At 69.3% G+C, this 25,041-nt stretch carries 23 protein-coding genes and 1 pseudogene; 16 read left to right on the top strand and 8 right to left on the bottom strand.

The features are described 5' to 3' along the window. Nucleotides 1-30 precede the first annotated feature (30 nt). Entirely contained in the window at nucleotides 31-744 is a 714-nt protein-coding gene (locus ACLJQF_RS16950; protein ID WP_410609734.1) for a FadR/GntR family transcriptional regulator, read from the bottom strand. A 133-nt stretch (nucleotides 745-877) separates the two neighbouring features. Between ACLJQF_RS16950 and ACLJQF_RS16945 the strand changes: the two are divergent. The 5 genes and pseudogenes from ACLJQF_RS16945 to ACLJQF_RS16925 all read left to right on the top strand — a co-directional run. Next, nucleotides 878-1,144 (top strand): annotated as a pseudogene (locus tag ACLJQF_RS16945) (nuclear transport factor 2 family protein); the annotation flags it as partial. A 103-nt stretch (nucleotides 1,145-1,247) separates the two neighbouring features. Then, a complete protein-coding gene (locus ACLJQF_RS16940) occupies nucleotides 1,248-1,376 on the top strand; it encodes a hypothetical protein (protein ID WP_410610358.1) in 129 nt (42 codons plus the stop codon). A gap of 294 nt (nucleotides 1,377-1,670) precedes the next feature. After that, the gene (locus ACLJQF_RS16935) at nucleotides 1,671-1,799 is read left to right on the top strand and encodes a hypothetical protein (RefSeq protein WP_410609732.1); all 129 of its coding nucleotides are present in this window, start codon (nucleotides 1,671-1,673) and stop codon (nucleotides 1,797-1,799) included. A gap of 4 nt (nucleotides 1,800-1,803) precedes the next feature. Next, nucleotides 1,804-2,676, top strand: a complete 873-nt coding sequence (locus ACLJQF_RS16930; RefSeq protein ID WP_410609730.1) for a substrate-binding domain-containing protein — start codon at nucleotides 1,804-1,806, stop codon at nucleotides 2,674-2,676. A 154-nt stretch (nucleotides 2,677-2,830) separates the two neighbouring features. After that, a complete protein-coding gene (locus ACLJQF_RS16925; RefSeq protein WP_410610327.1) occupies nucleotides 2,831-3,655 on the top strand; it encodes a DUF72 domain-containing protein in 825 nt (274 codons plus the stop codon). Between the two features lie 214 nt (nucleotides 3,656-3,869). Here the strand turns inward: ACLJQF_RS16925 and ACLJQF_RS16920 are convergent, their stop codons facing one another. Then, nucleotides 3,870-4,289, bottom strand: a complete 420-nt coding sequence (locus ACLJQF_RS16920; protein ID WP_410609729.1) for a hypothetical protein — start codon at nucleotides 4,287-4,289, stop codon at nucleotides 3,870-3,872. Nucleotides 4,290-4,677: 388 nt separating this feature from the next. On the opposite strand from ACLJQF_RS16920, the gene ACLJQF_RS16915 reads away from it, so the two are divergent. The 3 genes from ACLJQF_RS16915 (at nucleotide 4,678) to ACLJQF_RS16905 (ending at nucleotide 7,269) form a co-directional block, all read left to right on the top strand. After that, nucleotides 4,678-5,247: a hypothetical protein gene (locus tag ACLJQF_RS16915; protein WP_410609727.1), complete on the top strand. Its 570-nt coding sequence runs from the start codon at nucleotides 4,678-4,680 to the stop codon at nucleotides 5,245-5,247. A gap of 113 nt (nucleotides 5,248-5,360) precedes the next feature. Beyond that, complete coding sequence (locus ACLJQF_RS16910; protein ID WP_410609725.1) at nucleotides 5,361-6,098, top strand: hypothetical protein; 738 nt, start codon at nucleotides 5,361-5,363, stop codon at nucleotides 6,096-6,098. A 274-nt stretch (nucleotides 6,099-6,372) separates the two neighbouring features. Beyond that, nucleotides 6,373-7,269, top strand: a complete 897-nt coding sequence (locus tag ACLJQF_RS16905) for an alpha/beta hydrolase (RefSeq protein WP_410609723.1) — start codon at nucleotides 6,373-6,375, stop codon at nucleotides 7,267-7,269. Between the two features lie 110 nt (nucleotides 7,270-7,379). Here the strand turns inward: ACLJQF_RS16905 and ACLJQF_RS16900 are convergent, their stop codons facing one another. Continuing rightward, nucleotides 7,380-8,348 carry an AraC family transcriptional regulator gene (locus ACLJQF_RS16900; protein WP_410609721.1) on the bottom strand — a complete coding sequence of 323 codons (969 nt, stop codon included), beginning with the start codon at nucleotides 8,346-8,348 and terminating at the stop codon, nucleotides 7,380-7,382. 81 nt (nucleotides 8,349-8,429) lie between these two features. Between ACLJQF_RS16900 and ACLJQF_RS16895 the strand changes: the two genes are divergently transcribed. Then, complete coding sequence (locus ACLJQF_RS16895) at nucleotides 8,430-9,257, top strand: NAD(P)H-binding protein (protein WP_410609720.1); 828 nt, start codon at nucleotides 8,430-8,432, stop codon at nucleotides 9,255-9,257. 203 nt (nucleotides 9,258-9,460) lie between these two features. Continuing rightward, complete coding sequence (locus ACLJQF_RS16890; RefSeq protein ID WP_410609718.1) at nucleotides 9,461-11,908, top strand: glycoside hydrolase family 3 N-terminal domain-containing protein; 2,448 nt, start codon at nucleotides 9,461-9,463, stop codon at nucleotides 11,906-11,908. A 168-nt stretch (nucleotides 11,909-12,076) separates the two neighbouring features. On the opposite strand, the gene ACLJQF_RS16885 is transcribed toward ACLJQF_RS16890, so the two are convergent. Continuing rightward, complete coding sequence (locus tag ACLJQF_RS16885; protein ID WP_410609716.1) at nucleotides 12,077-12,460, bottom strand: hypothetical protein; 384 nt, start codon at nucleotides 12,458-12,460, stop codon at nucleotides 12,077-12,079. A gap of 287 nt (nucleotides 12,461-12,747) precedes the next feature. Here ACLJQF_RS16885 and ACLJQF_RS16880 point away from each other — a divergent pair, with 287 nt between their 5' ends. Continuing rightward, nucleotides 12,748-13,494 (top strand): SAM-dependent methyltransferase, encoded by a 747-nt coding sequence (locus ACLJQF_RS16880; protein WP_410609714.1) that lies wholly within the window; start codon nucleotides 12,748-12,750, stop codon nucleotides 13,492-13,494. A gap of 284 nt (nucleotides 13,495-13,778) precedes the next feature. Here ACLJQF_RS16880 and ACLJQF_RS16875 read toward each other — a convergent pair whose 3' ends face one another. Further along, nucleotides 13,779-14,216: a hypothetical protein gene (locus ACLJQF_RS16875; RefSeq protein ID WP_410609712.1), complete on the bottom strand. Its 438-nt coding sequence runs from the start codon at nucleotides 14,214-14,216 to the stop codon at nucleotides 13,779-13,781. Next, a complete protein-coding gene (locus tag ACLJQF_RS16870) occupies nucleotides 14,213-14,806 on the bottom strand; it encodes an RNA polymerase sigma factor (protein WP_410609711.1) in 594 nt (197 codons plus the stop codon). Before ACLJQF_RS16870 ends, ACLJQF_RS16875 begins: the two co-directional genes overlap by 4 nt. Before the next feature lie 197 nt (nucleotides 14,807-15,003). Here ACLJQF_RS16870 and ACLJQF_RS16865 point away from each other — a divergent pair, with 197 nt between their 5' ends. The 3 genes from ACLJQF_RS16865 (at nucleotide 15,004) to ACLJQF_RS16855 (ending at nucleotide 20,330) form a co-directional block, all read left to right on the top strand. Further along, complete coding sequence (locus ACLJQF_RS16865; RefSeq protein WP_410609709.1) at nucleotides 15,004-16,065, top strand: hypothetical protein; 1,062 nt, start codon at nucleotides 15,004-15,006, stop codon at nucleotides 16,063-16,065. Between the two features lie 72 nt (nucleotides 16,066-16,137). Beyond that, nucleotides 16,138-17,817 carry a S8 family peptidase gene (locus ACLJQF_RS16860; RefSeq protein WP_410609707.1) on the top strand — a complete coding sequence of 560 codons (1,680 nt, stop codon included), beginning with the start codon at nucleotides 16,138-16,140 and terminating at the stop codon, nucleotides 17,815-17,817. Beyond that, nucleotides 17,817-20,330, top strand: a complete 2,514-nt coding sequence (locus tag ACLJQF_RS16855) for a CHAT domain-containing protein (RefSeq protein WP_410609705.1) — start codon at nucleotides 17,817-17,819, stop codon at nucleotides 20,328-20,330. Before ACLJQF_RS16860 ends, ACLJQF_RS16855 begins: the two co-directional genes overlap by 1 nt. Before the next feature lie 161 nt (nucleotides 20,331-20,491). Here ACLJQF_RS16855 and ACLJQF_RS16850 read toward each other — a convergent pair whose 3' ends face one another. Further along, nucleotides 20,492-21,163, bottom strand: a complete 672-nt coding sequence (locus ACLJQF_RS16850; protein ID WP_410609703.1) for a hypothetical protein — start codon at nucleotides 21,161-21,163, stop codon at nucleotides 20,492-20,494. Between the two features lie 201 nt (nucleotides 21,164-21,364). Between ACLJQF_RS16850 and ACLJQF_RS16845 the strand changes: the two genes are divergently transcribed. Continuing rightward, the gene (locus ACLJQF_RS16845) at nucleotides 21,365-23,134 is read left to right on the top strand and encodes a trehalose-6-phosphate synthase (protein ID WP_410609702.1); all 1,770 of its coding nucleotides are present in this window, start codon (nucleotides 21,365-21,367) and stop codon (nucleotides 23,132-23,134) included. Nucleotides 23,135-23,660: 526 nt separating this feature from the next. Beyond that, a complete protein-coding gene (locus ACLJQF_RS16840; RefSeq protein WP_410609700.1) occupies nucleotides 23,661-24,569 on the top strand; it encodes an IS110 family transposase in 909 nt (302 codons plus the stop codon). On the opposite strand, the gene ACLJQF_RS16835 is transcribed toward ACLJQF_RS16840, so the two are convergent. Continuing rightward, nucleotides 24,520-25,041, bottom strand: a 522-nt coding sequence (locus ACLJQF_RS16835) for an IS3 family transposase (protein ID WP_410609699.1), incomplete at its 5' end; no start/stop codon positions are given. The two genes, ACLJQF_RS16840 and ACLJQF_RS16835, sit on opposite strands and share 50 nt — an antisense overlap.

The raw sequence follows: 25,041 nt of genomic DNA, 5'->3' as shown, positions 1-25,041 counted from the left end.
GGGTTCACGAGCGCCGTGACCGGTCTCCGGTCACGGCGCCTTGCCGTCGAGCTCCCGGACCTCGGCCAGGTGCGCGCGCAGCCAGCGTTCGGACGTGTCGACGTGCATCAGCGCGGCCGCGGTGGCCATCGCGGGGTCACGGTCGGCGAGCGCGTCGTAGATGGCCTTGTGCTGCGACAGCGTCACGTGCGTCGCGCCGCGTTCGACGGTGCCGCGCCAGACCCGCGCGCGCAGGGTGCGCGAGGAGATCCCATCCAGCAGTGCGGTGAGCGTCTCGTTGCCCGTCGCGGCGACGACCGCCCGGTGGAAGGCGGCGTCGAGCACGGTGAGGCGTTCGACGTCCTCGACCGCGTCGTGCATCGCGTCGAGCAGCTCGCCGACGGTGCGCAGCTGCGCGTCGGTGATCCGGGTGGCGGCCAGGCCGGTCGCCGCGGGCTCGAGCAGGCGGCGCACCTCGGTCAGTTCGAGAATGCTGCCGCCCTGCATGAGCGACACCGCGTTGCCGAGGCCTTCCAGCAGCAGGCTCGGCGCGAGGCTGGTGACGTACGTGCCGTCGCCGCGGCGGACTTCGAGCACCCTGGCCAGCGCGAGCGCCTTCACGGCTTCCCGGGTGGGGCTGCGGGAAATGCCCAGTTCGGTGGCCAGTTCGTGTTCGGGGGGCAGCTTGGCGCCCGCCGGGAACCGGCCGGACCGGACGAACTCCCGGATCCGGTCGATCGCTTCGTCGGTCAACGACCTCGCCATGGCCCTCCTCGGACGCCTCACCTGGAGAACCATTCTAGCATTCGTATGATGTATGTGTACGAAGGAGGCATCGGTATCGCGTGAGAGTGGCTGATTCACCAGTTTCGCTCACAGAACGAAGTCAAGACATGTGATGTCTGAATCGCGCTTGTCGCCGTGCGCGGCCGACCTCGTCTACGACGAACCCGCCCTGGGGCACACCGTCCACGGACCGGATGCCATCCGCGAGTTCGTGACCCGGATGGCGCGTGCCTACCCGGACTACTCGTTCACGCGCATGGGGCTCTACACCGAGGTGACCCGCCGCGCGGTGCTCGTCGCCTGGCGCTTCACGGGCACGTTCGCCAAGACCGGCAACCGGGTCGAGTTCCACGGTGACGACCGGCTGGAACTGGGCGAGGACGGGCTGATCCACGCGTACCGCTGCCTTTACGACAACCAGTTCGCCGTGAACGGGCTGGCGGGACGCGATCGCCCGGCTGACGGGTGCGGACGCGTGGCAGGTGCGGACGTTCTTCGCCACCGGCCTCGTCCAGACGGTGTCGACGGCGCTGGAGCTGCCCGACCAGCGGGCCGACACGGCGTGGAGCGCGTGGATCCTCGATCTCGCCGACCCGGCCGGGAATTCCTGAAGTGCCGCCGAAGCGTCGGTCACGCGCGCTCCCCGTGACATGGCCATCTCGGCAAAGCGTGCAGCTGGGCGAATCACCGGCCGCGCGCGATTGTCCGGTTCATTGTCCGGCGCCCGGAATTCGAGTATTTCGACGGCGGGGGCCGATACGGCTGAACGGCCTATCCGGTTGTTTCGGAAAGGTCACGACCGCGTGGCGATCATGAGATTTACAAATCGGCCCCGCTCGTCCTAGTCTCCACGCGGATCGGGATGCGCGAATCCTTCGCGTGGGGGTGTTCGGGGAGGTGGCGGCGTGGCGTACGTGACGCGGGTGCGGCGGGAACGGGTATCGGCCGACGAGCTGGTGCGCCGCACGGCGAGCGTGCCCGGGCTGCCGCCCCAGTGGCCATCGCCCGCTTCGGCGACCGTCGCCGGGCGCTGACCGCGTGCGGCCGAGCAGGCAAGCCACCGGGACGGCGGTCGTGCTGCCGGACCCGGCGCGGTCGATCGGGGTGGTGACCTCGACGCTGGCGACGCTGGGCAACAGCCGGACCTTCGACGCGGTCGCCCAGGCGGCCGCGGCCGAGGGGTACGCGGTCAAGCTCATGCCGATGGGCCGGCTGTCCCGGCCGGCGGTGACCGACGCCTTCCGGGAGTTGCGGAACCACGATGTCGACGGTTTGGTCGTCCTGGTCGAGGAATACGACCTGGATTGGCCGGGCATCGTTTTTCCGGAGGACATCCCGGTGGTGGTCGTCGATTCGAACGCCCGCGCCGGGTATCCGACGGTGGACACCGATCAGGCGCAGGGTGCGGTGCTGGCGACGGAGCACCTGCTCAAGCTGGGGCACGAGACGGTGTGGCACATCGCGGGCCCGTCGGATTCGTTCGCGGCGGAGTACCGGGAACGGGCGTGGCGGCGGACGTTGACGCGGTTCGACCGGACGGTGCCGGTGCCGGTGGTGGGGGACTGGACGGCGGAGTCGGGCTACACGCTGGGGCGGGTGCTGGCCCACGACCCGGCGGTGACGGCGGTGTTCGCGGCCAACGACCAGATGGCGCTGGGCTTGCTGCGGGCGGTGCACGAGGCCGGCCGTTCGGTGCCGGGTGAGGTCAGCGTGGTCGGCTTCGACGACATGGCGGAGGCGGCGAGCTTCTGGCCGCCGCTGACCACGGTCCGGCAGCCGTTCGCCGAACTGGGGCGCCGGGTGGTGCGGACGCTGCTGGGCGAGATCCGGTCCGGGGTGCGGATCGCGACGCCGGAGAGCGTGCCGGTGACGTTCGTCGTGCGGGCGAGCACCGGGCCGCCGCCCTGGTGATGTGGGAGCCGTGCCGTCGCGGATGCGCAGGAGGCAGGCGCGACGGTGGTGTCCCCGCTGTCCGAAGGGCCGCACGAGCGACCCGTGGGGCGACGCCTTCGTGCGCTACGCCCCCCAGTAGTTTTCGGGTATGAGCCTGCACGTCGGGTGCGCGATGTGGACCCACAAGGCGTGGCCCGGACGCTTCCTGCCGCCATCGCTGCCGGCCAGGGAACGCCTGCGCGCGTACGCCGGCTGGTGCAACGCGGTCGAGGGCAACACGACGTTCTACGCGACGCCGGCTCGCGACACGGTCGCGACGTGGGCGCAGCAGACCGGCCCCGGGTTCCGGTTCGTGGTCAAGCTGCCCAAGGTGGTCACGCACGAGCGCCGGTTCGCCGGGGTCGAGACGGAGATGCGGGCGTTCCTGGACGCGATCGAGCCCCTCGGCGACCGGGCGGTCCTGTGGACCCAGCTGCCGGGCTCGTTCGGCCCATCCGACGTCGATGCGCTGCTGCGCTTCCTGCGCCGTCTCCCGCCCGACCGCCGACGTGCGGTGGAGGTCCGGCACCCGGACTTTTTCACCGACACCGGAGCGACGTCGCGGCTGGAGCGCACGCTCGCCGCCGCGGAGGCGGAGTGGGTCCCGTTCGACACGACGGTGTTCTTCGGCAGCCCGCCGGCCAGCGAGGCCGAGCAGGACGCCTGGGCCAAGAAGCCGCGCCTGCCCCGGCGGACGCGGGCCCTGACGGACCACCCGATCGTCCGCTACCTGGGCCGGGATTCGGTGGAGCAGACGGTCGAGGGCTGGCAGCCGTGGACGGAGGTGGTCGCGGGCTGGCTGAGAGAGGGCCGCTCGCCGACGGTGTTCGTGCACACGCCCGACAACGACGACGCACCGGCGCTGGCCCGCCGCTTCCACGACGACGTCCGAGCGTCCGTGCCCGGTCTCGCCGCGCTGCCCGAGCCGGAGCCGGTCGAACCCGCGACCCTGTTCTGAGATCATCGGAACGCTGACTCACCCTGGCCGCGGTGGCGGCGCGGCCGGTGCGATGTCCGGCCTGCTGCGTGATTCTCCCATTGAGAAAACGTCACGTCGTCGGCCACGGCGCGGAGCAGGTCGTCCACGAGACCGGGCTGCCAGGGCCCGGACGCGGCAACTTGGCGGCACCCGGAGAGCTCCTGTCACGTTCTGCTGAGGAACCCGGCTCCGGTCAGTCGCCCCACTCCTGCTCGAACGTGACCGTGACGTTGGGGGTGTAGGCCGTGATCCCGGCCGAGTCGATCACCTGGCAGCGGAACACCGCGGTGCGGTACGTCGTCTTTCCGGCGGGGATGAACGTGGAAAAGCTCGTCGACGCGCTGGTGGGGTTGCTCGCGGAAATGGTGCTGCTGGAAATCTGTTGCCACAAGTACTGGTACGACCCCACGCCACCGGTGGCGGTCACGACGACCGGAGGGTCGTATCGTGGCGGATCGGAGAAGTGCCGGAGCCAGTTCCAGCTGGTCGAGCTGACGGTCGGCGGGTTGAGCAGCACGGTGCGCGGAGCGGCGGCGGCCGGTGTACCGGCACCGGTCACAGCCAGCGCGGCGCACAGCGCGGCCAGGGTCCGGAAGAGGCGCGTGCGGGTCATCTGATCCCCCTCTTGAGAAACATCGAGCGCCTACCTGAAACAGGCCGGAGTGTAGGCGCTTTTCGAGACCCGGAAGCGAAATTGCGCCGAGCGGGGTAGCCGGTGCGGCCGTGCCGCCGCGGGGCAGCGGCAGAAACGGCGGCACCATAACGAAGAACGGTTCGCCGGAGGCACCGGTGCATGGATCGTCCTCCGGACGAGCGGGTCTGCTCCCGAGGCATGGTAATCGGCGATGCCGTGGCCAGGGCTTCGCCGGATCACGGTGCACCACGCTTTGTCCGGAGCAGCACCGCTGAACGTCCGCCCATCGGCTACTGAGCGGATTCGGCGAAGCCCGCTCGTTGGCCAAGGGAGACCGGAGGGACCCGGTGACCGGTACTGTCTGCCGATGGGGTTCACCGAGCGGGCGCGCAGGGTGCGTGATGGGCGGCTGGCGCATGGCCGGCGGGTCGCGGCGTTGTGTTCCTGTGTGGGCCTGTATCACCCGATCGGTCACCGGGCGACGTTGAGCTTCCTCAGTGAGCTGGCCGGGCCGTATCAGCACCACGAATCGGCTCTGCTGCGGGCGCTCGAGGCGTTGGAGGCCAGTCGCGCGGTGTGGCGCGAGGAGGTCGCTTCGTACATCAACGCACGCGTGCGGCAGAAGCGACTCGGCCGGCGGGTGCCCTCACCCGGCGATCCGCCACCGAGCAGGATGGGTGGGCACTGGTACGCCTCAACCCCGGAGGTGTCGCGCCGCGCTGCGCTGCACGCGCTCAAACTGTGGGAGCGGGGCCTGCAGGTGGACTCGGCGAACCAAGAGGTGCGGTCCATCGTGCGATGCTGCGTCGCCACCGGCGGGCGGTTGACGGACGAGCAGTGGGACATCGTGATCGGCCGGCGAACGCTGGGCGAGACCGAGGATGTTCGCTGGCCGATCACGCTAGTGGTGTCCGCCGGCGGTGCGGTCCGGGCGTGACTTGCCCAGCGGCATGAGCGTGCGTTGCTCGATCGCCACGGGCCGGTGCCCGAACTGATTCCGTATAGGGTTCCAGGCTGGGCGACAACCTGACGACCCCGAGGGAGCTTGCTGTGGCATCTGACGCCCTTGACCGACCGGCCCCGGCCCCGAGCGGGCCGGGACAGCCGGCCCTCAAGCTGCTGGACAAGGCCATCGGCTTGCAGGCACCGTTGGTGCGCAAGAACATCGCGCGGGCCCGTCAGCGCAACCCGGAGGCGACGCCGGCGGAGGTCGTGCGCACCCTGGAGCGGATGTACGTCAGTGCCCTGGCAGGTACCGGAGCCGCGGTCGGGGCGACCGCGGCCGCGCCCGCGGTCGGCACCGGGGTCGCGCTGGCACTGTCGGCGGGCGAGACCTTCTCCTCGCTCGAATTGAGCGCCCTGTTCGTGCTCTCGGTCGCCGAGGTCCACGGCGTTCAGCTGGACGAGATCGAACGCCGACGGACGCTGGTCATGGGAATCCTGCTCGGCCAGTCCGGTTCCTCGACCATCGTCGGCAAGGCCGCCGAGCGCACCGGGCAGCACTGGGCCCGCCAGCTCGTCAGCAAGGTGCCCGCAGCGACGTTGAACCAGATCAACAGCGTGCTGGGCAAGAACTTCGTCACGAAGTACGGCACCAAACAGGGCATCATCGTGCTCGGCCGGGTGGCTCCGTTCGGCATCGGCGCGGTGATCGGCGGCGGCGCCAACGCCACCGTCGCCGCCCTGGCAGTCCGGGCCGCCCGCCGCGCGTTCGGCCCCGCGCCACAGTCGTGGCCCGAGATGGAGCTGGATTCCGCGCCTCCCGACTCGGGGCTTTCGAACCGTTAGCGCGTTTGTCCGCGGCCTGCACTGCGATACAAGAACGTGTCAATGTGCCTCGACCGAGACCGGATTCCCGTCGCCTCCGCGGTCCTTCGTGGACAGTGTACCGAGGAGTCACTCCGATTCGGACAGATGTGACAACAGGGACGGGAAGGTCTTTTTCCTTTGTGGAAAGCCAACTACTGGGCAACTGGGTTGGGAAAACGCCATCAAGCGAGTGGTTCGCACGGTAAACTGAGGCGATGAGCACGACGAAGCAGGCCACGATCGGTGCAGTGCGGTGAAACTTGCCGAGATCGCTCCCGAACTCCGTTCTCGGGCCGACCGGCTCCCGCGCGTGCCGCTGGAGGAAGCCGGGGTGCTGCAGCAGATCCGCGCGGCGACCGCGCAGATCCGGCCCGTCGAGGTACCTGGTGTGGACATCGAGAGCACGCCGGGGTGGCGGATCCACCGCCCGCGTGTCACGCGGCCCGGTCGCACCCTCCTGTGGATCCACGGCGGCGGTTTCGTCGTCGGCCGCGCGGCCCAGGACGACCGGCTCTGCGGCGAAACGGCTCGCGAGCTGGGCATCACGGTGGTGTCCGTGGAGTACCGGCTCGCTCCGGACGCCCGGTACCCGGCCGCGCTCGACGACTGCCACGCGGCCTGGACATGGGCCCGCGACCAGGCCGGTGGCCCGGACGGCGTCATCGTCGGCGGGCAGAGCGCCGGTGGCGCGCTCGCGGCCGCGCTGGTCCAGCGCCTCTGTGACGGCGGCGAGCGGCCGCGAGCGCAGTGGCTGTTGTGCCCGATGCTCGACGACCGCACCGCCGCCCGCCGCGAGCTCGACGACCGCAACCACCGAGGGTGGGACAACCGCCTCAACCGCTTCGGCTGGCGTTCCTACCTCGGCACCGAACCCGGTGCCCCGGACATGCCGTCGTACGCCGTGCCCGCCCGCCGCGAAGACCTCGCCGGGTTGCCCCCGGCGTGGATCGGCGTGGGCGACATCGACCTGCTCCACGACGAGTCCGCCGCGTACGCCCGCCGGCTCCGCGAGGCGGGCGTCGACGCCACGCTGCACGTGGTGCCCGGCGCGCCCCACGGCTTCGAGGCGTGGGCGCCCGACACCGCCGTGACGCGGGACTACCTGGCCACCGCACGGGCGTGGCTGGGCGACCGCACCGCGGCTCCGTGAACCGGGCGGAAACGTTGTGTCGCCGGACCCGGCGGCCCGCTGTCGCTACGGCACCACCGGGCACGTCCGGAGCGACGCGGCGGCGGTCACTCCGGCTGGGGGGTGGCCCCTCATCCGCCGGTCGTTGCCGAGGTGTCAGCGCATTTGCGGCGCCAGACCGAGGGGCTGACGCCGCGGGCGCGTTTGAACGCGACGCTGAAGGCGAAGGCGTCCTCGTAGCCGACCGTGCGGGCCACGGTGGCGATGGCGGCCTCGGTGTCCCGGAGCAGGTCCGCCCCCAAGGTCATCCGCCAGCCGGTGAGATAGGTGAGCGGTGGCTGGCCGGCCAAGGTGGTGAAGCGTGCGGCGAAGGCGGCGCGGGACATGCCGACCTCGGTGGCCAGCGCGGCGACTGTCCACCGGCGGGCGGGATCGTCGTGCATCAGGCGCAGCGCGTCGCCGATGGCGGGATCTTCCAACGCCCGGTACCAGGCCGGGAGTACTGCCTGCGGCCCGGCGCACCAGGCGCGCAAGGCCAGCACGAGCACCAGATCCAGCAATCGGGCGAGGACGGCGTCCTGGCCGGGTTCGTCGCGCGCGATCTCGGTGGCGAGCAGATCCAGCGCCGGCCGCGTCCGCGGCCCGGCGGGCACGACCGCCAGCGGCGGAAGCATGTCCAGCAGCCGGGCACCGGCGTCACCGTGGAGGTCGTAGGCGCCGCGCAGCATGGTGGTTGCCCCGGGCAGGCTGTCGCCGTAGGTACGGGGTGCCGAGTGCCGTTGGGCCTGCGCTGCCACCTCACCGCCGTCGGGGAAGTGTTTCCTCCCCCGGTGGATCACGAACCCGGGTGGGGTGGACGGGTCGTCGGCGATCGTGTGCCGGCCGGGTCCCTTGATCAGGGCGATATCCCCCGGGGCAAGCCGCGCCGCCGCCGCACCGGCGTCGTCGAACCTGACCGAAGCGCACCCGCCGAGCGCGGCCACGACGGTCAGCGGTGGCGGATCGGCATAGGTCACCGACCACGGCGGCCGCCGGATCAGCTGCCGGACTCGCGTGTTGCCGGCGCGGGCCCGGACCAGCAGGTCGCTCAGCACGTCCACCCGTCCACCGTAGACGATCACAAAGGCATTCTCGACGTTCTCCCATGGATCGTCCTCGAGTCGGGGAGTTGGCTGTCTGGCATGCAGAACATCCTCATCGTCGGCGGCACCGGGAAGACCGGTCGCCGCATCACCCGGCGTCTCAGGGCCGCCGGCCAGGCAGTGCGAACGGCTTCCCGCACCGGCGGAGACATCGCGTTCGACCTCGCGGATCCGGCGACCTGGGCACCCGCGCTGGAGGGCGTCACCGCCGCCTACGTCGTGGAACCCCACCTGCGGGCGAGCGGGGACCGCATCCCGAGGTTCGTGGCCGGAGCGGTCGCCGCAGGTGTGCGGCGGTTGGTGCTCCTGTCGGCCGGCGGCGTCGGCCAGGCTGACGACCGCCATCCGCTCAAGGCCGCCGAACAGGCCGTGCGCGCCTGCGGACTCGACTGGACCATCCTGCGACCGGACTGGTTCTCGCAGAACTTCAGCGAAGGACCCTGGCTGCCGGGAGTTCTCGCCGGGTCGCTGTCCCTGCCTGCCGGTGAAGGGCGCACGCCGTTCATCGACGCCGAGGACATCGCCGAAGTCGCCGCCGCGGCGCTCACCGAAGACCACCACGGAGGCCGGACCTATCAGCTGACCGGGCCACGGGCCATCAGCTTCGGTGAGGCGGCAGATCTCATCGGCAAGGCCACCGGACGCACGATCCGTTACACCGACGTCGCTCCCGAGGCCCATACCGAGCGCCAGGTCGCCGACGGCATCCCGCCCGACATCGCGCGGCTGCTCACCGGCATCCTCGTCGCCATCCGGGACGGCTCGGCCCCCGAGCCCACCGACGGTGTGGAACGGGCTCTCGGCCGGGCCGCCAGGGCGTTCGAGGACTACGTCACCGAAACCGCCGCCACCGGTCTCTGGAACTGAGCAAGCTGCGGTGGAGAAACCGCCAGGGCATGCCCCGAAGCGAGTCACGGTGAAAGTTTCTTCCCGGGAAGGTCGCGGACGCGCAGGAATTGCCGCCTCCGGTGCACGGCCGCCGTTCGGCGCTTTACAGCCTGGGGGATGGTGCCTACGGTGCGCTCGCACCATGCGGCCGGTCCGTGCCGACCATGGCTGAAGGAGGTCAGGTGTTCCGCAATCACAGACGCAGTACCCGCGCCACCGTCACGGGGTTCGCGGCGGCGATCCTGCTCGCGGTTCCCGCGTTCGCCGCCAGTAGCAGTGCCGCCGTCGAGCCGGGCAGCGTGCTCTGGCTGGACGCCCGCCGGCCGGTGCCGGCGCGGGTGGAGGCGCTGCTGCACGCCATGACGCTGCCCGAGAAAGTCGGCCAGATGGACCAGCAGCTGGTCACCACGCTGACCGATCCGAACGGCACCACGTGCGGGAACAACGGATTCAACCTCCCCAACCCCGAATGCATGCGGAAAATACTGGTCGACGCCAACGTCGGCTCGGTTCTCGCGGGCGGCACCGAGAATCCGGTCGACACCACGGGCAAGGGCGGCGTGGGCAACACCGGTTACGACTGGGCCACCGAGTACAACACCATCCAGCAGTTCGCGATCAAGAACTCGCGCCTGCACCTCCCCGTGGTGTTCGGCGTCGACGCGGTGCACGGCTTCGGCCACCCGTGGCAGGCGCCGCTGTTCCCGCAGTCCATCGGCATGGGCGCCACCTGGAACCCCGCGCTCGCCCAGGCCGGTGGCAAGGCGACCGCGGACGCCCTGCGCGCCACCGGCTGGACCTGGAACTTCGCCCCGGTCCAGGACATCGCGCGCGACAACCGGTGGGGCCGCACCTACGAGACGTGGGCCGAGCAACCGGTCCTGTCGGCCGCGATGGGCGCCGCGAACATCAAGGGGATGCAGACGCCCGGCAAGCGCGGTGAGCTGAACGTCGGCGCGACGGTCAAGCACTTCGCCGGCTACTCGCAGTCGGTCAACGGCCACGACCGGGCCGAGGCGCTACTCCCCATGAACTACCTCCAGACGACGATCCTGCCACCGTACGCGGCCGGGATCGACGCGGGAGCCGAGACGGTGATGGTCAACTCCGGTTCGATCAACGGCGTTCCCGCCACCGCGTCGCGCTACCTGCTGACCGACGTCCTGCGCGACCAGATGCACTTCCAGGGTGTCGTGATCAGCGACTACCAGGACGTCACCGCGTTGCAGACCGCCTATCACGTCGCGGCGGATCTCCCGGGTGCCATCGCCGCCGCCGTGAACGCGGGCGTCGACATGAGCATGCAGGTCTCCGACGCGGCCGGGTGGCAGGCCGCGATCCTGCAGGCCGTCGACACGGGCAAGATCTCGCGCGCCCGGATCGACCAGGCCGTGCGCCGCATTCTCACGCTGAAGTTCCGGCTCGGCCTGTTCGACCAGCCGTGCGTGGCCGATCCGGCGAAACCGTGCGTGGACGCGAATGCCGCCGATGCCGCCGTCACCGCGGGCCGTGATCAGACGCTGAAGGCCGCGCGGGAGTCGATCACCCTGCTGCGCAACGAGAACAACGCGCTGCCGTTGCCGGCGGGCGCGAAGGTGGTGGTGACCGGCCCGAGTGCGGACTCGATGACCAACCAGCTCGGCGGCTGGAGCGTGAGCTGGCAGGGCGTGGCGGGTGCCGGGCACGTGTGCTGCATGGGCCCCGAGAACCAGATCCCGCCGGGTACCACCGTGCTGGGCGGCATCCGGGCCGCGAACCCGGCCGCGGTCTACGCACCGGACCAGGCGAGCGCCGTCGCGGCCGCGGCGGACACCAGCGCCTACGTGGCGGTGGTGGGGGAGAAGGCCTATGCGGAAGGACTGGGCGACAACCCGGCGCCGGCCCTGGCGCCCGACCAGCAGGCTCTCATCTCGGCGCTCGAGGCGACCGGCAAGCCGGTGATCGTCGTGGTCGTCGCCGGCCGGCCGGTCGGGCTGGGCCCGGCCGGGAAGGCGAACGCGGTGCTGATGGCCTACCAGGGCAGCACGGAAGCCGGCACGGCGGTGGCGGATGTGCTGTTCGGCAAGACGAACCCCGCGGGCAAGCTGCCGATCAGCTGGCCGTCCGACGCGCCGGCCGTCGGCGGTGACTTCGCCGGCACGGCGCCGTCCCCGCTGGGGGACCAGCCGAAGTTCTTCGACCAGCTGCCCAGCACCGCCTCGGGTCAGGGCAACGCGTACAACCCGCAATTCCCGTTCGGTTACGGCCTGTCGTACACGACGTTCACCCACACGAACCTGTCGGTGCCGCCGAAGGTGGCGCGGGGCGGCACGGCCACCGCGACGTTCACCGTCACGAACACCGGAACCCGCGCGGGCACCGACATCGTGCCGGTGTACGTGGCACAGCCGGTGAGCCCGGTGGTCGTCCCGCCGCAACGGCTGGTCGGCTTCGCGCGGGTGACGCTCGACCCGGGCCGGTCCCAGGTCGTGCGGGTGTCCTTCCCGGCGGCGGCGCTGGCCGAAAGCGCGGGGGACATCAACGCGTCCGGCCCGCCCGTCGTGCTGCCGGGCAGCTACGTGCTGCAGCTGGACAAGAACGGCACGACGCCGTACGCGGTGGACGTGTCGGCGCCGTTCGCGATCCAGTAGCACCGCGCCGGTCTGCGGGGGCGACGCCGGCGCGTCGCCCCCGCAGATCGGTATGGACGGCGTCATCCACCTCGGGCCGCGCGCCGACGACCCGGTGCGGTCCCTGCCCGAGCGCGGCACATCGGGCTGACCCTGCCCGTACGGACAAACTCGTGAAGAGAAGAGACGTCACCGCCAGCGAGACAGCCACCACAAGCACGCATCGAACCGCGTCTGCCACCTGTCCGCCTTCACGCCCAGCCGCACGCCGTGATGCCACCGGAACAGCAGGACGGTGCCGCCCGCGCCGAGCAGGGTCAGCAGGCTGCCGGCCACGATGACCGGGGTGTGCTTGTCACCGTCGTCCAATTCCGCGCGTCGCTCGTCCGGCCACACCCGGATCTGCACCCGGCGGCCCGGGACGATCTCCCGCCCCGGGAAAAGTCCCGCCGACCGGTGCACATCCACGGCCATGGAGACGCCGGTCCACACCACCGCGAGCCCGCCGACCAGCACCAGCAGGGGAAGCCACAACAACGCCGCCTCGGGCAGCCAGGACTTCGACGACGTCATGCCTCCAGCACGCCAGGAAGGCCTCGGTGGTTGCCCGGCGGCCCGGAAACGCACAGCGTACGTACAGCCCGATCTGCGGCTGACGGGCTGCCTGCAGAGCGAGAGCGCGTCGGAGTCGACGCGATAACCGGTGGACGGGCACGTGCGACCCACCTAGCCTTCCCGTCGAACGTATGGCCTTCCGTCCGAAGAGGTGCATTTCATGAATGTCCGGGTAGCCCGGCCGTCAACGGCCGACCCAGTGCTGACCACTGTGAACTACCCCTTGGACGTGAGGAATCCCCGAAGTGGATCTACCCCGTAGCTTCACCATCCGCGAGAGCGGCCACCGCATCCACAACCCGCTCACCAGCCGGAAACTGGCCGACTTGGGCGAGGCGCTGAACCCTCCACCCGGCACCCGGATGCTCGACCTGGCCTGCGGCTCGGGCGAGCTGCTGTCTACCTGGGCCCGCGATCACGGCATCACCGGAACCGGCGTCGACATCAGCACCGTGTTCCTGGCCAAGGCCCGGGCACGGGCGAGCGAACTGGAGGTCGCCGGACAGGTCAGCTTCACCCGTGGTGACGCGTCGAACCACGTTGCCGACGACCCGGTCGATATCGGGTCGTGCGTCGGTGCGAGCTGGATCGGAGGTGGCGTTGCCGGCACGGTGGACCTGTTGCGACGCAGCCTGCGTCCCGGCGGCATGATGCTGATCGGCGAGCCGTACTGGCGCAGGCAACCTCCGGATCAGGCCACCGTCGAAGGCTGTCACGCCACCGGTGAAGACGACTTCCGTGGCCTTCCGGAACTGCTGGAACAGTTCGGGGAGCTGGGTTGTGACGTCGTGGAGATGGTCCTGGCCGATCAGGACAGCTGGGACCGGTACGTCGCGGCTCAATGGCTCAACATCCGCCGTTGGCTGGACGCACATCCCGACGACGAGCTGGCCGGGCAGATGCGCGCGGAGCTCACCGCCGCTCCGGTACGCCACGTCCGGTACCAACGCGAGTACCTCGGCTGGGGTGTCTTCGCTCTGATGGACCGCTGACACCAGCGGCCGAGTGAGTCCCGGTGACCCGGCACCGGGACTCACTCTGTCCCCATCGAGCACGTCGGCATCGGCCAAGCGTCGCCGCTGTGCTGCCCCGCAGGTCAATCACCCAGCCGTACGGGCCGGTGGCGCAACCCCGCGCATCACCTGCTGCCGACCGTGCGGTACCGCTGCTCGGTGGCTGCGTGGCGAACAGGCCCGGGAGGCGCATCAGAGCGAGACACCTCGCAACGCGGGCGTCCCTGCGGCATCGGCGCTCAGGACAGCGCGGCCGACCACCGTCACAGCACGATGGCCGGTGTCAGCGTGGTGCCGTCGTCCCGCACCACCAACTGCACCTGGCCGTGCTCGACCTGGTCGAACGCGAACCTCCCTCGCTCATCGGATGTCGTCGACAGCAGTCTTTTCCCGGTGCGCAGCTCGACCGGCAGCGCACCTGGAGGGGCGATCCAGCCGTCCACCCGGACCGTGTCCTCGGTCGAGGGCGTCAGGGTCAGCACAACGGTCCGGCGCGTGCCGCTGAAGGTGATCGACCGCGTGCATTCCTCGCCCCGGGCACCCGCCAGTTCGCGGCGCCCGCCCGCCCGGAAGATCTCGACGTCCGCGGTGGTCGGTTCCAACGCGAACAGGACCCAGTCCGCCAACAGCGGCGGGGGTGGGTCGACAGCCGTCCACAGCTCGCGGACCTGCTGCAGGACGACCTCGTCGGGGTTGGTCATGGCACCCACACTTCGTCGTCGCGGCCACCGGCCTCCAGCAGCCGCCGCAGCTGGGCCAGGCATCGGCCGCGGGTCGGGCCGATCGACCCGTGCGGAAGACCGAGGCTCGCGCCGACGGCGCGGTAGTCCGGTCGCGGCACGAACGCGACGATGCGCAGAAGCCGTTGGCAACGGTCGGGAAGCCGGCGCAGCAGGGTCCAAAGCCGGTGGTTGGTCTCCGCGGCCACCGCGAGCTGTTCGGGACCGAGGTCCTGGTCCGGGCTGTCGCGCAGGTCCGCGGGATCGACGAGCCGCTCGGCGCGCAGGGCTCGCGCGACCCGCCACGCCTCTCGCTTGGTGACCACGACGAGCCAGCCGGTGAGCGCATCGGGGGTGCGGATGTCCGCCAGCGAGCGCACGAGGGTGAGCCAGGTGTGCTGCACGACGTCCGAACTCGAATCAGGGTCGAGTCCCTGCGCCCGCGCGATGTGCCAGAGCATCGGGGTCAGCTCGCGGACGATCTCGGCGAGGCACTGGCGGTCGCCGGTCCTGGCGGCCTCGAGCAGTTCGCCGATGTGTGCGTTGGTGGCCGACGTCGGAAGTCCGTTCATCTCGGTGCCGCGAAGCCAACGGCGAGCGGCAACGCTCACCTCCTCCAGCAGAGAAGTCGTGTCGATCACCGAGAGCGCTACACGTGCCGCGAGATTCACCCGGACGGCCACAAAAACAATCACGGATTTCGTCGTATCTGCGAGGCCCTCGCGCCACCCCTGGTGCGGTAATCGATTTTGAGGGGACGTGGAGTGCGATGGCGACAACGGAAGCGACGAACGCGTCGATCGGCCTCGGGCTGTCGATCGTCGGGGCGGTGTGCGGGACGGCCTTGTCCACCCTGGTCACCGAGTCCGGCCCCGGCAGGCTGGTCGCGCTCTGTCTCGGTGCGGCCATCCCGCCGTTCATCAGCACCGTGGGTCGGTGGCGTCCGGTCCGGGCCACCCTGGGCCTGCTGATCACGGTGGTCGCGGCTCTTGTCACCTACTCGGGCGCGGCCGGCGTGACCGTCGCGACCGGCGAGAAGATCGTGCCTGTTCTGCAGATCCGGACCAAGATAGTGGGAACCGGGTCGACCACGCCGCCGTCGACCACGCCGACTCGCAAGAACGACCGCAAGCTCGAGGCCACGCCCGCGAGACTGACCTGCAGACCGGTCTGCGACAGCAAAGTCTCGATCAAGAGCACCGGGGAGGCGCCGGTGCACGTCGACACCGTCGAGCTCGACGGCCCGGCGAAGGCGAAGTTCACCCACACCGGGGAATGCGTCGGGAAGACGCTTGAACCCGGTGACGGCTGCACCGTCGACGTGAAGTTCAAGCCCGGTGGTGCGACCGGTGCGCAGACCGCGCAATTGGTCGTCAAACACGACCTGAACGACGAAGCGATGGTCGTCGAGCTGAGTGGTGAACGGCCGCCGAGTCCGGCCCTCGACCTCGCCGTACCGGCGCGCGGGTTGCGCTGCGTCCTGCAGCCCGGCGGGGCTGCCGACGGCCAGGACGCGCTCGAGGTGTTCTTCCACGTCGCGCTGACCGGCGCGACCCCCGAACAGCTGCCGGGGCTCGTTCCGGTCAAAGTGAGCAGCGTCCCCGGCGCGATGGTCACGCTGAACACGGCCGTGAGCCCGGATTCGGCCGGCTCCACGGTCGCGGCCCTGCCGTTGAGCGCGTTCGATTACGGCCGCGCGCACACGGTCACGATCACCATTGATCCCGATCACAAGATCGCGGAACGCAGCGAGTCGAACAACGCGCTCAAGTTCCGTGTGACGCTTCCGGCCAAGTCCACCTCACGCCAAACCGTCCCGCTGCACTGCTGATCCTGCGAATGGTGCAACGCGCCTGGTTCCCGCGGCGACTTACCGAATGACCTGTTTGAGAGGAAGATTCCGATGACGATCCGTGTCAGCGAACGATCGGACGTCTATGCCGACCACCCCGACCTGCCTGACTGGCCACAGTCGTTGCTGGACAGGCACGGCAGCCGTATGTTGCGCCCCGTCGAGGCAGCACGCGTGCCCGGGGGCCGGCCGACTCCGCAATCGCTGTCGACCGTGTACCGCTCCGCCGTTCTGCTGTTTCCCCGAAGTGTGCTCCTCGACGCCAATCTGCTCGAGAAGATCGAAAAAGAGATCAACGTGACGGGCGTCAGTCTGCTCACGGACGGTAAAACACCGCCGTCTCCCGCTCTCCCCGACCAGCTGCGGCGACTGGACGACCGGTACACGGCGCTGTTCCCGATCCCCGTTGTGCTCGTCGCGTACGGCAAGAACGCCGTAGAGATCGACGCCTGGAAGGCACTCCAGCAGATCCGCACTGCAAGCAGCCAGGGCCGGCTGGACGCGCACCCCGGCCTCGACCTCATCTCGCTGGAACACCTCATGGTCGGCGCCAACTACGGTGGTGTCCCGACCTGGGGCCCGCGTGACATCCGCGACTCCGCCGATGACGGCGGCCCCAACGCGTCCTACCGGATGCTGCCGGTCGCCTACACCGGCGCACCGCCGCTGCGCGGCAAGAAGCCGCCGGGTGGCCGCCGGGTCGTGATCGCGGTGCCGGACACCGGCCTCAACGCGCACCCGTGGTTCGGCCTCAAGAAGCTCGGGGATCCCTTGCCCGCCGGCGGTTTCCTTCATCGCTTCGAAGCATCGGAGGCCGCGATCATGGCGCAGCAGCAGCGCCTGGACACGCTGACGCCCACCGATATCCTCACCGAAGCCTGGGAGAGCGCGACCTACGACGACACCGTGACCGAGAACGTCTCCAGGGCGACCGGGCATTTCACGTTCATCGCGGGCCGCATCCTGCAGAACGCGCCGGACGCCGACGTGCTCGCCATGCGGGTGCTGCACAGCGACAACATCTGCTATGAGGCCGACCTCCTGCTCGCCATGTGGTTGCTCGTCGACCGCATCACCAACGCACAGAGCGACAAGGACATCGTCGACATCGTGTCGATCTCGCTCGGCGGCTACGTCGAGACCGAGTCGTCGAAGGCGAGCCACCTCCGCACGGTTCTCCGGGCGCTGGCCGAGCTCGGCGTGATCGTGGTCGCCGCCGCGGGCAACGACTCCACCACCCGCCGGTTCTACCCGGCCGCCTTCGCCACCGAGGCCGCCGACTCGAGCGATCCGTGGCCCGGCCCCCCGGTGGTCGCGGTGGGAGCGCTCAACCCGGACGACACCCAGGCGTGGTTCAGCAATGCCGGGCCGAACGTGACCGTCGAGGCGACGGGGGCGAACGTTCTCAGTACCTTCCCGCCCAGCGTGCGCGGCCCGGTCGGTCCCGGACGCATCACCCGGTCGGGCAAGCGGCAGTCCGCCGACGCCGACCTGTACGCGACCGGGTTCGCCATCGGGTCCGGAACCTCCTATGCGGCTCCGGAAGTCGCCGCCCAGCTCGCGCGGTACCTGGTGAAGCAGAGCGTGCCGATCACGGAGGTGGGCAAGGATCTCATGAGGGAACGGGCGATGCAGGCGATCAAGAGCTTCCGGAAGGACCACTCACCCCAGAGGAACCGGACGAGCTTCTGGATTTGGCTGGCTCTCGCGATCAGGCGCGCCTCGACGTGATGGCGCGCGTCGGAGCTCAGGCCCGGGACCTCCACGGCCGGGGCCGCGCCGCGATCGAGAGCAGCCGTTCCGGCGAGGGCATCCGGCTGTTCCGGCGGGCGTTGCGGCTGATCGGATGGCCGGACGCCCGCGAGCGCGAGCATCAGGTGATCGCGGCTCGCATCCTCATCAGCATGGCTGCGGCCGAGGTGCACCTCGGCCGCAGCGAGGAGGGTTTCCGGCTGCTTGACGAGGCCGAACGCGTCGTGGCGCCGGAGGATCGCAGTGCGCTGCTCTCGCAGCGCGGCCTTCTCTGCATTCTCGTCGGCAGGATGGACGACGCCCTCCACCACCTGAACGAGGGCATCTCCCTGAACAGCGATCCCACCGACCAGTACGGCCTCGCCACCGATCTGATGAACCGCGGCATGCTGCACGGGCTCGCCGGGCGGGCGCGGCTCGCGAAGATCGACCTCGAACGCTGCGAAACGGTCGCCCACGCCGCGGACCTGCCGCTGATCGTGGCCAAGGCACGCCTCAACCTCGGTTACTGCGAAACGCTCAGGGGCGACATCCCGGCGGCGTTGCGCGCGTTCACCCTGGCCGGACAAGGATTTGCGGTCCATGCGCCGAAGCTGCTCGCGGTCGTCGGCATCGACAAGGCGAGAGCGCTCATGCAGGCCGGTCTCGCCGACGAAGCCGCGTCAGAGCTGGATGAGGCGATCCGGTTGCTCGGCCGGCGGCCGACGTACGAACGCGCCGAGGCCGCGCTCACCCGAGCGCAGGCGGCCGTCGCCCAGCAGCAGTTCGGTACGGCCAGGTCATGGGCGCGTCGCTCCGAACGGTACTTCCTCCGGCGCGGCGACTCGAGCCGGGCCGCGGTGGCCGTGCTCACCCGCCTGCGCGCGGACTTCTGCACAGGTAAACGACTCAACAGCGTCGAGGCCGAAGCCGCCGAACTCGCCATCCGGTTGCGCGGCCTCGGCCTGCAGAACGACGCCGAGACTGCCGGTCTGCTGGCTTCGCGGGCCGCGACGCGGCGCGGACGGCTCGAAGACGCACGGCGTCACCTCGCGACCGGACGCAGCGCCCAGCCCGTGCTGGAGACCGTGCTGTTGCGCAGGATGACGACTGCCGAGCTGCACCTCGCCGCGGGACGCACTGGTGACGCGCTACGGCAGGCGCGATCGGGACTCTCGCTGCTGCACGAACACCGCGGCAGGCTCGGCAGCCTCGACCTGCGCACCGGCGCGGCCGCGCTGGCGTCGGAGCTGGCGGCTGTCGGGCTGGCCACCACCGTGCGGCACAGCAGCCCCGCACGGATCTTCGGCTGGGCGGAACGCTCGCGAGCACAGGCGTTCCTCATGCGACCGGTGCGCCCGCCGTTCGACGCCGAGACCTCCGATGCGGCGGCCGAGCTGCGCCGGCTGGCAGTCGTGATCCGGGACGCCGAGCTCGCGGGACGCCCGGACGTCGAAGCCAGGCGCCGCTGCACCCGTTTGGAGCACCTCATCCGGGAACGCGGGTGGCGCGTCGGCGGGGACGGTGGGTACCACCACCTGGCAACGTTGCACCACGTCTCGGACGAGCTGTCCGCGCAGAACGCGGTGATGGTGAGCTTCATGACCGTCGACGACGAACTGCTCGCTCTGGCGATCGCCGACGGGCGGGCCGACCTCGTGCGTCTTGGGGACAGGCCGACGGTCGTCGAGGCGATCACCCGGCTGCGCGCCGACCTCGACGCCCTGTGCGGCAGGCGGCATCCGCCCGCGTTGCGGGAGGTCATGACCGGGTCGGTCGACCACCAGCTGACCGTACTGGGCGAGCGTCTCGTGCGGCCGTTCGAGAAGATCCTCGCCGACCGGGACCTGGTCGTCGTCCCGACAGGCCCGCTCGCCGGAATCCCGTGGGGGCTCCTCGACGCGCTGCGCGGACGTCCGGTCACCGTGACACCTTCGGCGTCGTCGTGGCTGCGCGGCACACACGCACCACGCACCGAGCCGTCCGGCGCGGGCCCGCTGCTGGTCGCCGGGCCGGGCCTCGAGTTCGCCACCGCCGAGATCGGCAAGATCGCGGGCATCCTGCCCGCCAGTACGATGCTCACCGGCGACGACGCGACAGTCGCGGCGACTCTCGCGCACATGGACAACCGCCGGATCGTGCACTTCGCCGCGCACGGCCACCACGAGCCGGGCAATATCCTGTTCTCACGGCTGGACCTCGCAGACGGCCCACTGATGGCGTATGACATCGAAGCGCTGCCTGCGGCACCCGAACACGTCGTGCTGTCCTCCTGCGACACCGGCCGCTCGGTGATGAGAACCGGTGACGAAATGCTCGGCTACGCCGCGGCCTTCCTCTACAGCGGAACGAAAACCGTGGTGGCCGCGGTCGCGAGAGTGGCAGACGACACTGCCGTGGACGTCATGAGCTGCTACCACGACCTGCTGCATCGGGGTGCGACACCAGCGCGTGCGCTCGCCAAGGCGTCACAGGCCGCACCCCTTGTCCCGTTGGTGTCCTTCGGCTCCTGATGCACGGAGCGGGGAGGCCGGCCTGTCCTTCATGCGGAGCGCCCTGCCCGGAATCCACGGCGCGCTGTTCAGCTTGATCCACTCGGGCGGTCGTCGGCAGGAGCGGACGTCCGGGTCAACGACCGATCAGCGGCATGAGCGAGCGTTGGGGCAATTGACCTTCACCCCGTCTCGGTGATGGGGGCGTGCCGTGCGAGTGTGTGGATCCAAGCGCATGCATCGACTTCTTTTACTGCCACGTGAACAGGCTGATAGGAGGTGGGGTCGATTCCTCTGTGACCGTGCCGGACTACTCCCTGGTGGATCACGTCGGAGACGGCAAGCGCGAGGCCTGTATGTGGGTGGCGCGTGAGTGCTTCGTACAGCGGTGCGGAATCGACCAGGCGGCAGGCCAGGTTGAGATCGGTCCCGACCCAGCCGTGCGGGCCGGGGAGAACTTCGCCGGCGTGGACGGCGACCCGCACCCGGATCTGGTGGCCCGGCGTGGCACGCAGGTTGTGATCGTGCAGGCGGGCGTTCAGCTGAGGAATGAACGGGTTGAGCAGAACCGCCTTGGACACCGCAGCCGGTACGAACACGATCATGCCGTCGCCTCGATCGGCGGTTTCGAGCCGGTGCCACGGGATCTTGGACGCGTGGAAAGCCGTGCGGACGACCCGATCGAGGCTCGCCCGGATGTGCAGCTGCGCGCGATCGTTCCGCCGTCCGGAGTCCGCCATGTCGATGACCACGATCGACCGGTGCTGCGGGTCCAGGGTTTTGAAGGTCTTCGTGCCGATGTGGAACGCCGACAAGGAGAGCGCGAATCTGGTGATCTCGTGTCGCAAAGTCATGGCCTGCCTCCTGCCGATGTGATGCCGGTCGGATCGATCGTCCGGTGATGGGTCGTCCGGTTTACGGGCGCCGGCAGGAATGTGACGACCTAGCACGGACGCGGACAGGTCTGAACGCACCGCGTACTCCGATCCGCTACGGGGACTGGTGGTCACCTGACAGCTTCTGACAGAGTTGAACACCAGGAGCATGGGAGAGCCGTGGCGCTGAAACGGGAGCCGACACCAGCCGGGGCAGTCACCGACCTGTTCGATCGGCTGCACGAGTTGCACCTCGATGCTGGTGAGCCGGGTGTACGGCAGATCGCCACGGGTATCGGCCGCGGAGTTTTGAGCTACACCACGGTGCACAACGTATTCCGAGGCCCGAGGGTCCCCAAGTGGGGACACCTTGAGCTGATCGTCGACCAGCTCGGCGGCGATGTCGGGACCTTCCGGGCGCTCTGGCGTGCCGCGCGCCTGGCGGAGCTCGCCCTACCCGCGCCATCCGAGGTCGAAGACGCCCGGCAGCTCGTGCCGCACAGCGCGTATCGGCCGGACGTGCCCGCTGCGACCACGCGGGCACCGGTGGTCGGCCGCGACAGCGATCGGCAGTTCGAGTTCGTCGTGGTGATGAGCAGAATCCCGCCGTTCGGTGCCGGTGACGGGCGGTCGAAACATAATACCGGGATCAGTCACACGTTGCGCAGGTTGGTCGTGGAGCGGCGTGGGGTGTGGGTCGGGTGGTCCGGCCTCGCCGACGCGGCCGCCGGCCTCGAGTCAGCGAGTGGGATGGACGCCATGGCGATCCCGATGTCCGGCCGTGAAGTCGAATGGCACCTGGAGGGGCAGTGCCATTCGACGCTGTGGCCGCTGTACCACGACGCGATCGAGCGCCCCGAATTCCACCGGGACTGGCGCGACACCTATCGCATGATCAATCAACGCTACGCCGACGCAGTCGCGCACGTCGCGGCGCGCGGGGCGACGGTATGGATCCACGACTACCAGCTGCAGCACGTGCCCGCGTTGCTCCGGGACCAGCGACCCGACCTGCGCACGGGGTTCTTCCTGCACATCCCATTCCCGCCACCGGAACTGTTCACCCAGCTGCCCGATCGTGACGAGACGTTGCGGGGGCTGCTCGGTGCCGACGTCGTCGGCTTCCAACGTCCCGCCAGTGCGCAGAACTTCCTCCGGTTGTGCGCCGACCTCCTCGGTCTGCGCAACGGCGACAGCTCCGTCCACGTCGGCGGGCGCACGGTCATGGTTGACGCCTATCCGGTCTCGGTCGACGTCGAGGCGATCGAACGAGACGTCGGGCGACCGCAGATCATGCGACGGGCCCAGCGGATCCGAGCCGAACTGGGGAATCCCGAGATCGTGATAGCCGGGCTCGACCGTCTCGACTACACAAAGGGAATCGAACAACGTCTCCTGGCCTACGGCGCGATCCTCGCCGACGTGCAGACGGCCTCGAACCCGCTCGCGTTCATCCAGGTTGCCACCCTGAGCAGGGAGCGAGTGGCGAGGTACACGAGCTTGCGAGAGCGGGTGGACCGCCTCGCGGGCCACCTCAACGGCAGCTACGGCCGAATGGGGAACCCGGTGGTCCGCTACACGAACCAGCCGCTCGACTACGACGAGGTCATGGCAATCTACCGAGCGGCCGATGTCATGGTCGTGACCCCCTTTCGAGACGGCATGAACCTCGTTGCGAAAGAGTATGTCGCGAGTCGTGTAGACAATCGCGGTGCCATTGTCCTGAGCGAATTCGCCGGGTCAGCCGCAGAGCTGGACGAAGCCATTCTGGTCAACCCGTATGACGCGGACGATTTGAAAGACGCGATCTTACGGGCGATCGAGATGAGTCCGGCCGAGCAGGTCCGAAAGATGAAAGCCATGCGGAGCTGGCTGCGGGCCCACGACGCTCGGGCATGGATCACGGCTTTCATGACAAGCTTGGACAACGTCTCGCGCACCACTTTGTGACACCTCGCTCGGCGAAAGACGTTCAGTCCTTTTGGGCAGGCAGACGTCGTGACGGACGTCGTGGGGCATGGTGACTTCGCAGGTGCTCGCCGAGGTTGACCGCAGTGCGCTGTGGCGCCGTCGCCGCAGGCCAAGCCATTGCCCTGACCGCAGGCGCGTCTATGTTCGCGGCGAGCGTGGCTCTGATCGCCTTCACCCCGTCAGCCGCGGATCAAGGACTTGATCGGCCGGCGTGCACCTACTCGCCCTGCCAACTCTCATCGCCCTCATGGCTCGAGTCGTAGTGACATTCGCTCATCGGCTACTTGACACTGGTGGGCAGGACCGGGTCCGGCCAGACTGCGGTCCAGGTGCTCGGTGAGTTGCTCCCACATTGCGGCTGCCTGCCCGTGTCATTGGTGTGGCTCTCTCATGGCATGCGTCTCGCCGAGCACCGTGCGAGGAGTGGCTCAAAAGGGGTTTGTTCTGCTCAAAGTAGCGGTGCCCTCCTTGCTGGAACAATCAGCATCGAGCAAGGAGAATATCCATGACGTTCATTATTGGGATGGATCCACATAAGCGTTCGGCTACGATCGAGGTGATCAACGAACGCGGTGACCTGGTCACGGTCGGCAAGTTCGGCACTGACAAGTTCGGGTATGCAGAAATGTTGTCGGCTGGACGTCGGTTCGCCGGGCGAGTATGGGCGGTGGAAGGTTGTAACGGCGTCGGCCGGCATATTGCCCACCGGCTGGTCCATGACGGTGAGACGGTGCTGGATGTGCCGGCGAAGTTGTCGGCGCAGGTGCGGGTGTTCGCCACCGGCAACGGCCGCAAAACCGACCCGGTCGACGCGCACTCCGTCGCCTTGGCCGCGTTGCGCGCTCCGAACCTGGTCCGAGTCCAGGCTGACCCTGAGCTGGTCGTGATGGGCATGCTCGTCGATCGCCGTGACGAACTTGGCCGCGCCAGGACGCAGACCGTCAACCGTCTCCACCGGTTGCTGCTGGAACTGTTTCCCGGAGGTGTGAAGAAGTTCCTGTCCGCGGCACAGGCCCGTGCGCTCGTGGCGACGATCAAACCGCGGGACATCGTGGGCAAGACCCGCCGCCGTCTGGTCGTGGAGCTGATCGCCGAACTCGAGACCATCGACAGGAAGATGAAGGCTGCGGACAAGGATCTTCGCGAGCTGGTGATCGCCCGCGGATCGACGCTGCTGGACCTGCACGGTATCGGCCCGTCCGGTGCCGCGCGATTGTTGGCCGACGTCGGCGACATCCACCGGTTCGCCAGCCGGGACCGATTCGCGTCCTGGAATGGCACTGCACCTCTGGATGCATCCTCAGGAGAACAGCAGCGGCATCGGGGTCTGCCCAGAGTTTGGTTGACACCGGAGCTGACTGTTTTCAGGCCGCAGCTGCGGTCGTGTAGATGGTCTCAAACTCGACCGGGGTGAGCTTGCCCAGGGTGCGTTGGCGGCGTTTGCGGTGGTACTTCGTCTCGATCCAGGACACGATCGCCAACCGGAGTTCCTCGCGAGTACGCCACCGTCGGGTATCGAGAACGTTCTTCTGCAGCAACGAGAAGAATGATTCCATGGCGGCGTTGTCGCCGCAGGCACCGACCCGGCCCATCGACCCGGTCAGCCCATGGCCGCGCAACAGGGACCGGTAGGCCGCCGAGCGGAATTGGGCGCCGCGGTCGGAGTGGACCACGACATCGCTCGGGTCGCGCAGTGCGATCGCGTTGCGCAGCGCGCTGACGGCGAGTGAGGCTTTCATGTGCGAGGCGATGGAGTATCCGACGATCTTGTTGGAGTAGCAGTCCTTGACCGCACACAGATACAGCTTGCCCTCACCGGTCGGGTGCTCGGTGATGTCGGTCAGCCACTTGGTGTTCGGCGCCGTGGCGGTGAAGTCGCGGCGCAC

Source organism: Amycolatopsis sp. lyj-109 (assembly GCF_046548995.1).
In the GTDB taxonomy this organism is placed as follows: Bacteria; Actinomycetota; Actinomycetes; order Mycobacteriales; family Pseudonocardiaceae; genus Amycolatopsis.
The sequence above is the reverse complement of the archived record's forward strand: the minus strand, read 5'-3'. Positions and strand labels throughout refer to the sequence as shown.

Bases quoted from the DNA above. Each gene is read 5' to 3' on its own strand.
- ACLJQF_RS16850 (WP_410609703.1), bottom strand. From the start codon at position 21,163: ATGACTTTGCGACACGAGATCACCAGATTCGCGCTCTCCTTGTCGGCG.
- ACLJQF_RS16885 (WP_410609716.1), bottom strand. From the start codon at position 12,460: ATGACGTCGTCGAAGTCCTGGCTGCCCGAGGCGGCGTTGTTGTGGCTT.
- ACLJQF_RS16920 (WP_410609729.1), bottom strand. From the start codon at position 4,289: ATGACCCGCACGCGCCTCTTCCGGACCCTGGCCGCGCTGTGCGCCGCG.
- ACLJQF_RS16915 (WP_410609727.1), top strand. From the start codon at position 4,678: ATGGGGTTCACCGAGCGGGCGCGCAGGGTGCGTGATGGGCGGCTGGCG.
- ACLJQF_RS16855 (WP_410609705.1), top strand. From the start codon at position 17,817: ATGGCGCGCGTCGGAGCTCAGGCCCGGGACCTCCACGGCCGGGGCCGC.
- ACLJQF_RS16875 (WP_410609712.1), bottom strand. From the start codon at position 14,216: ATGACCAACCCCGACGAGGTCGTCCTGCAGCAGGTCCGCGAGCTGTGG.
- ACLJQF_RS16860 (WP_410609707.1), top strand. From the start codon at position 16,138: ATGACGATCCGTGTCAGCGAACGATCGGACGTCTATGCCGACCACCCC.
- ACLJQF_RS16870 (WP_410609711.1), bottom strand. From the start codon at position 14,806: ATGAACGGACTTCCGACGTCGGCCACCAACGCACACATCGGCGAACTG.
- ACLJQF_RS16865 (WP_410609709.1), top strand. From the start codon at position 15,004: ATGGCGACAACGGAAGCGACGAACGCGTCGATCGGCCTCGGGCTGTCG.
- ACLJQF_RS16840 (WP_410609700.1), top strand. From the start codon at position 23,661: ATGACGTTCATTATTGGGATGGATCCACATAAGCGTTCGGCTACGATC.
- ACLJQF_RS16925 (WP_410610327.1), top strand. From the start codon at position 2,831: ATGTGGACCCACAAGGCGTGGCCCGGACGCTTCCTGCCGCCATCGCTG.
- ACLJQF_RS16950 (WP_410609734.1), bottom strand. From the start codon at position 744: ATGGCGAGGTCGTTGACCGACGAAGCGATCGACCGGATCCGGGAGTTC.
- ACLJQF_RS16895 (WP_410609720.1), top strand. From the start codon at position 8,430: ATGCAGAACATCCTCATCGTCGGCGGCACCGGGAAGACCGGTCGCCGC.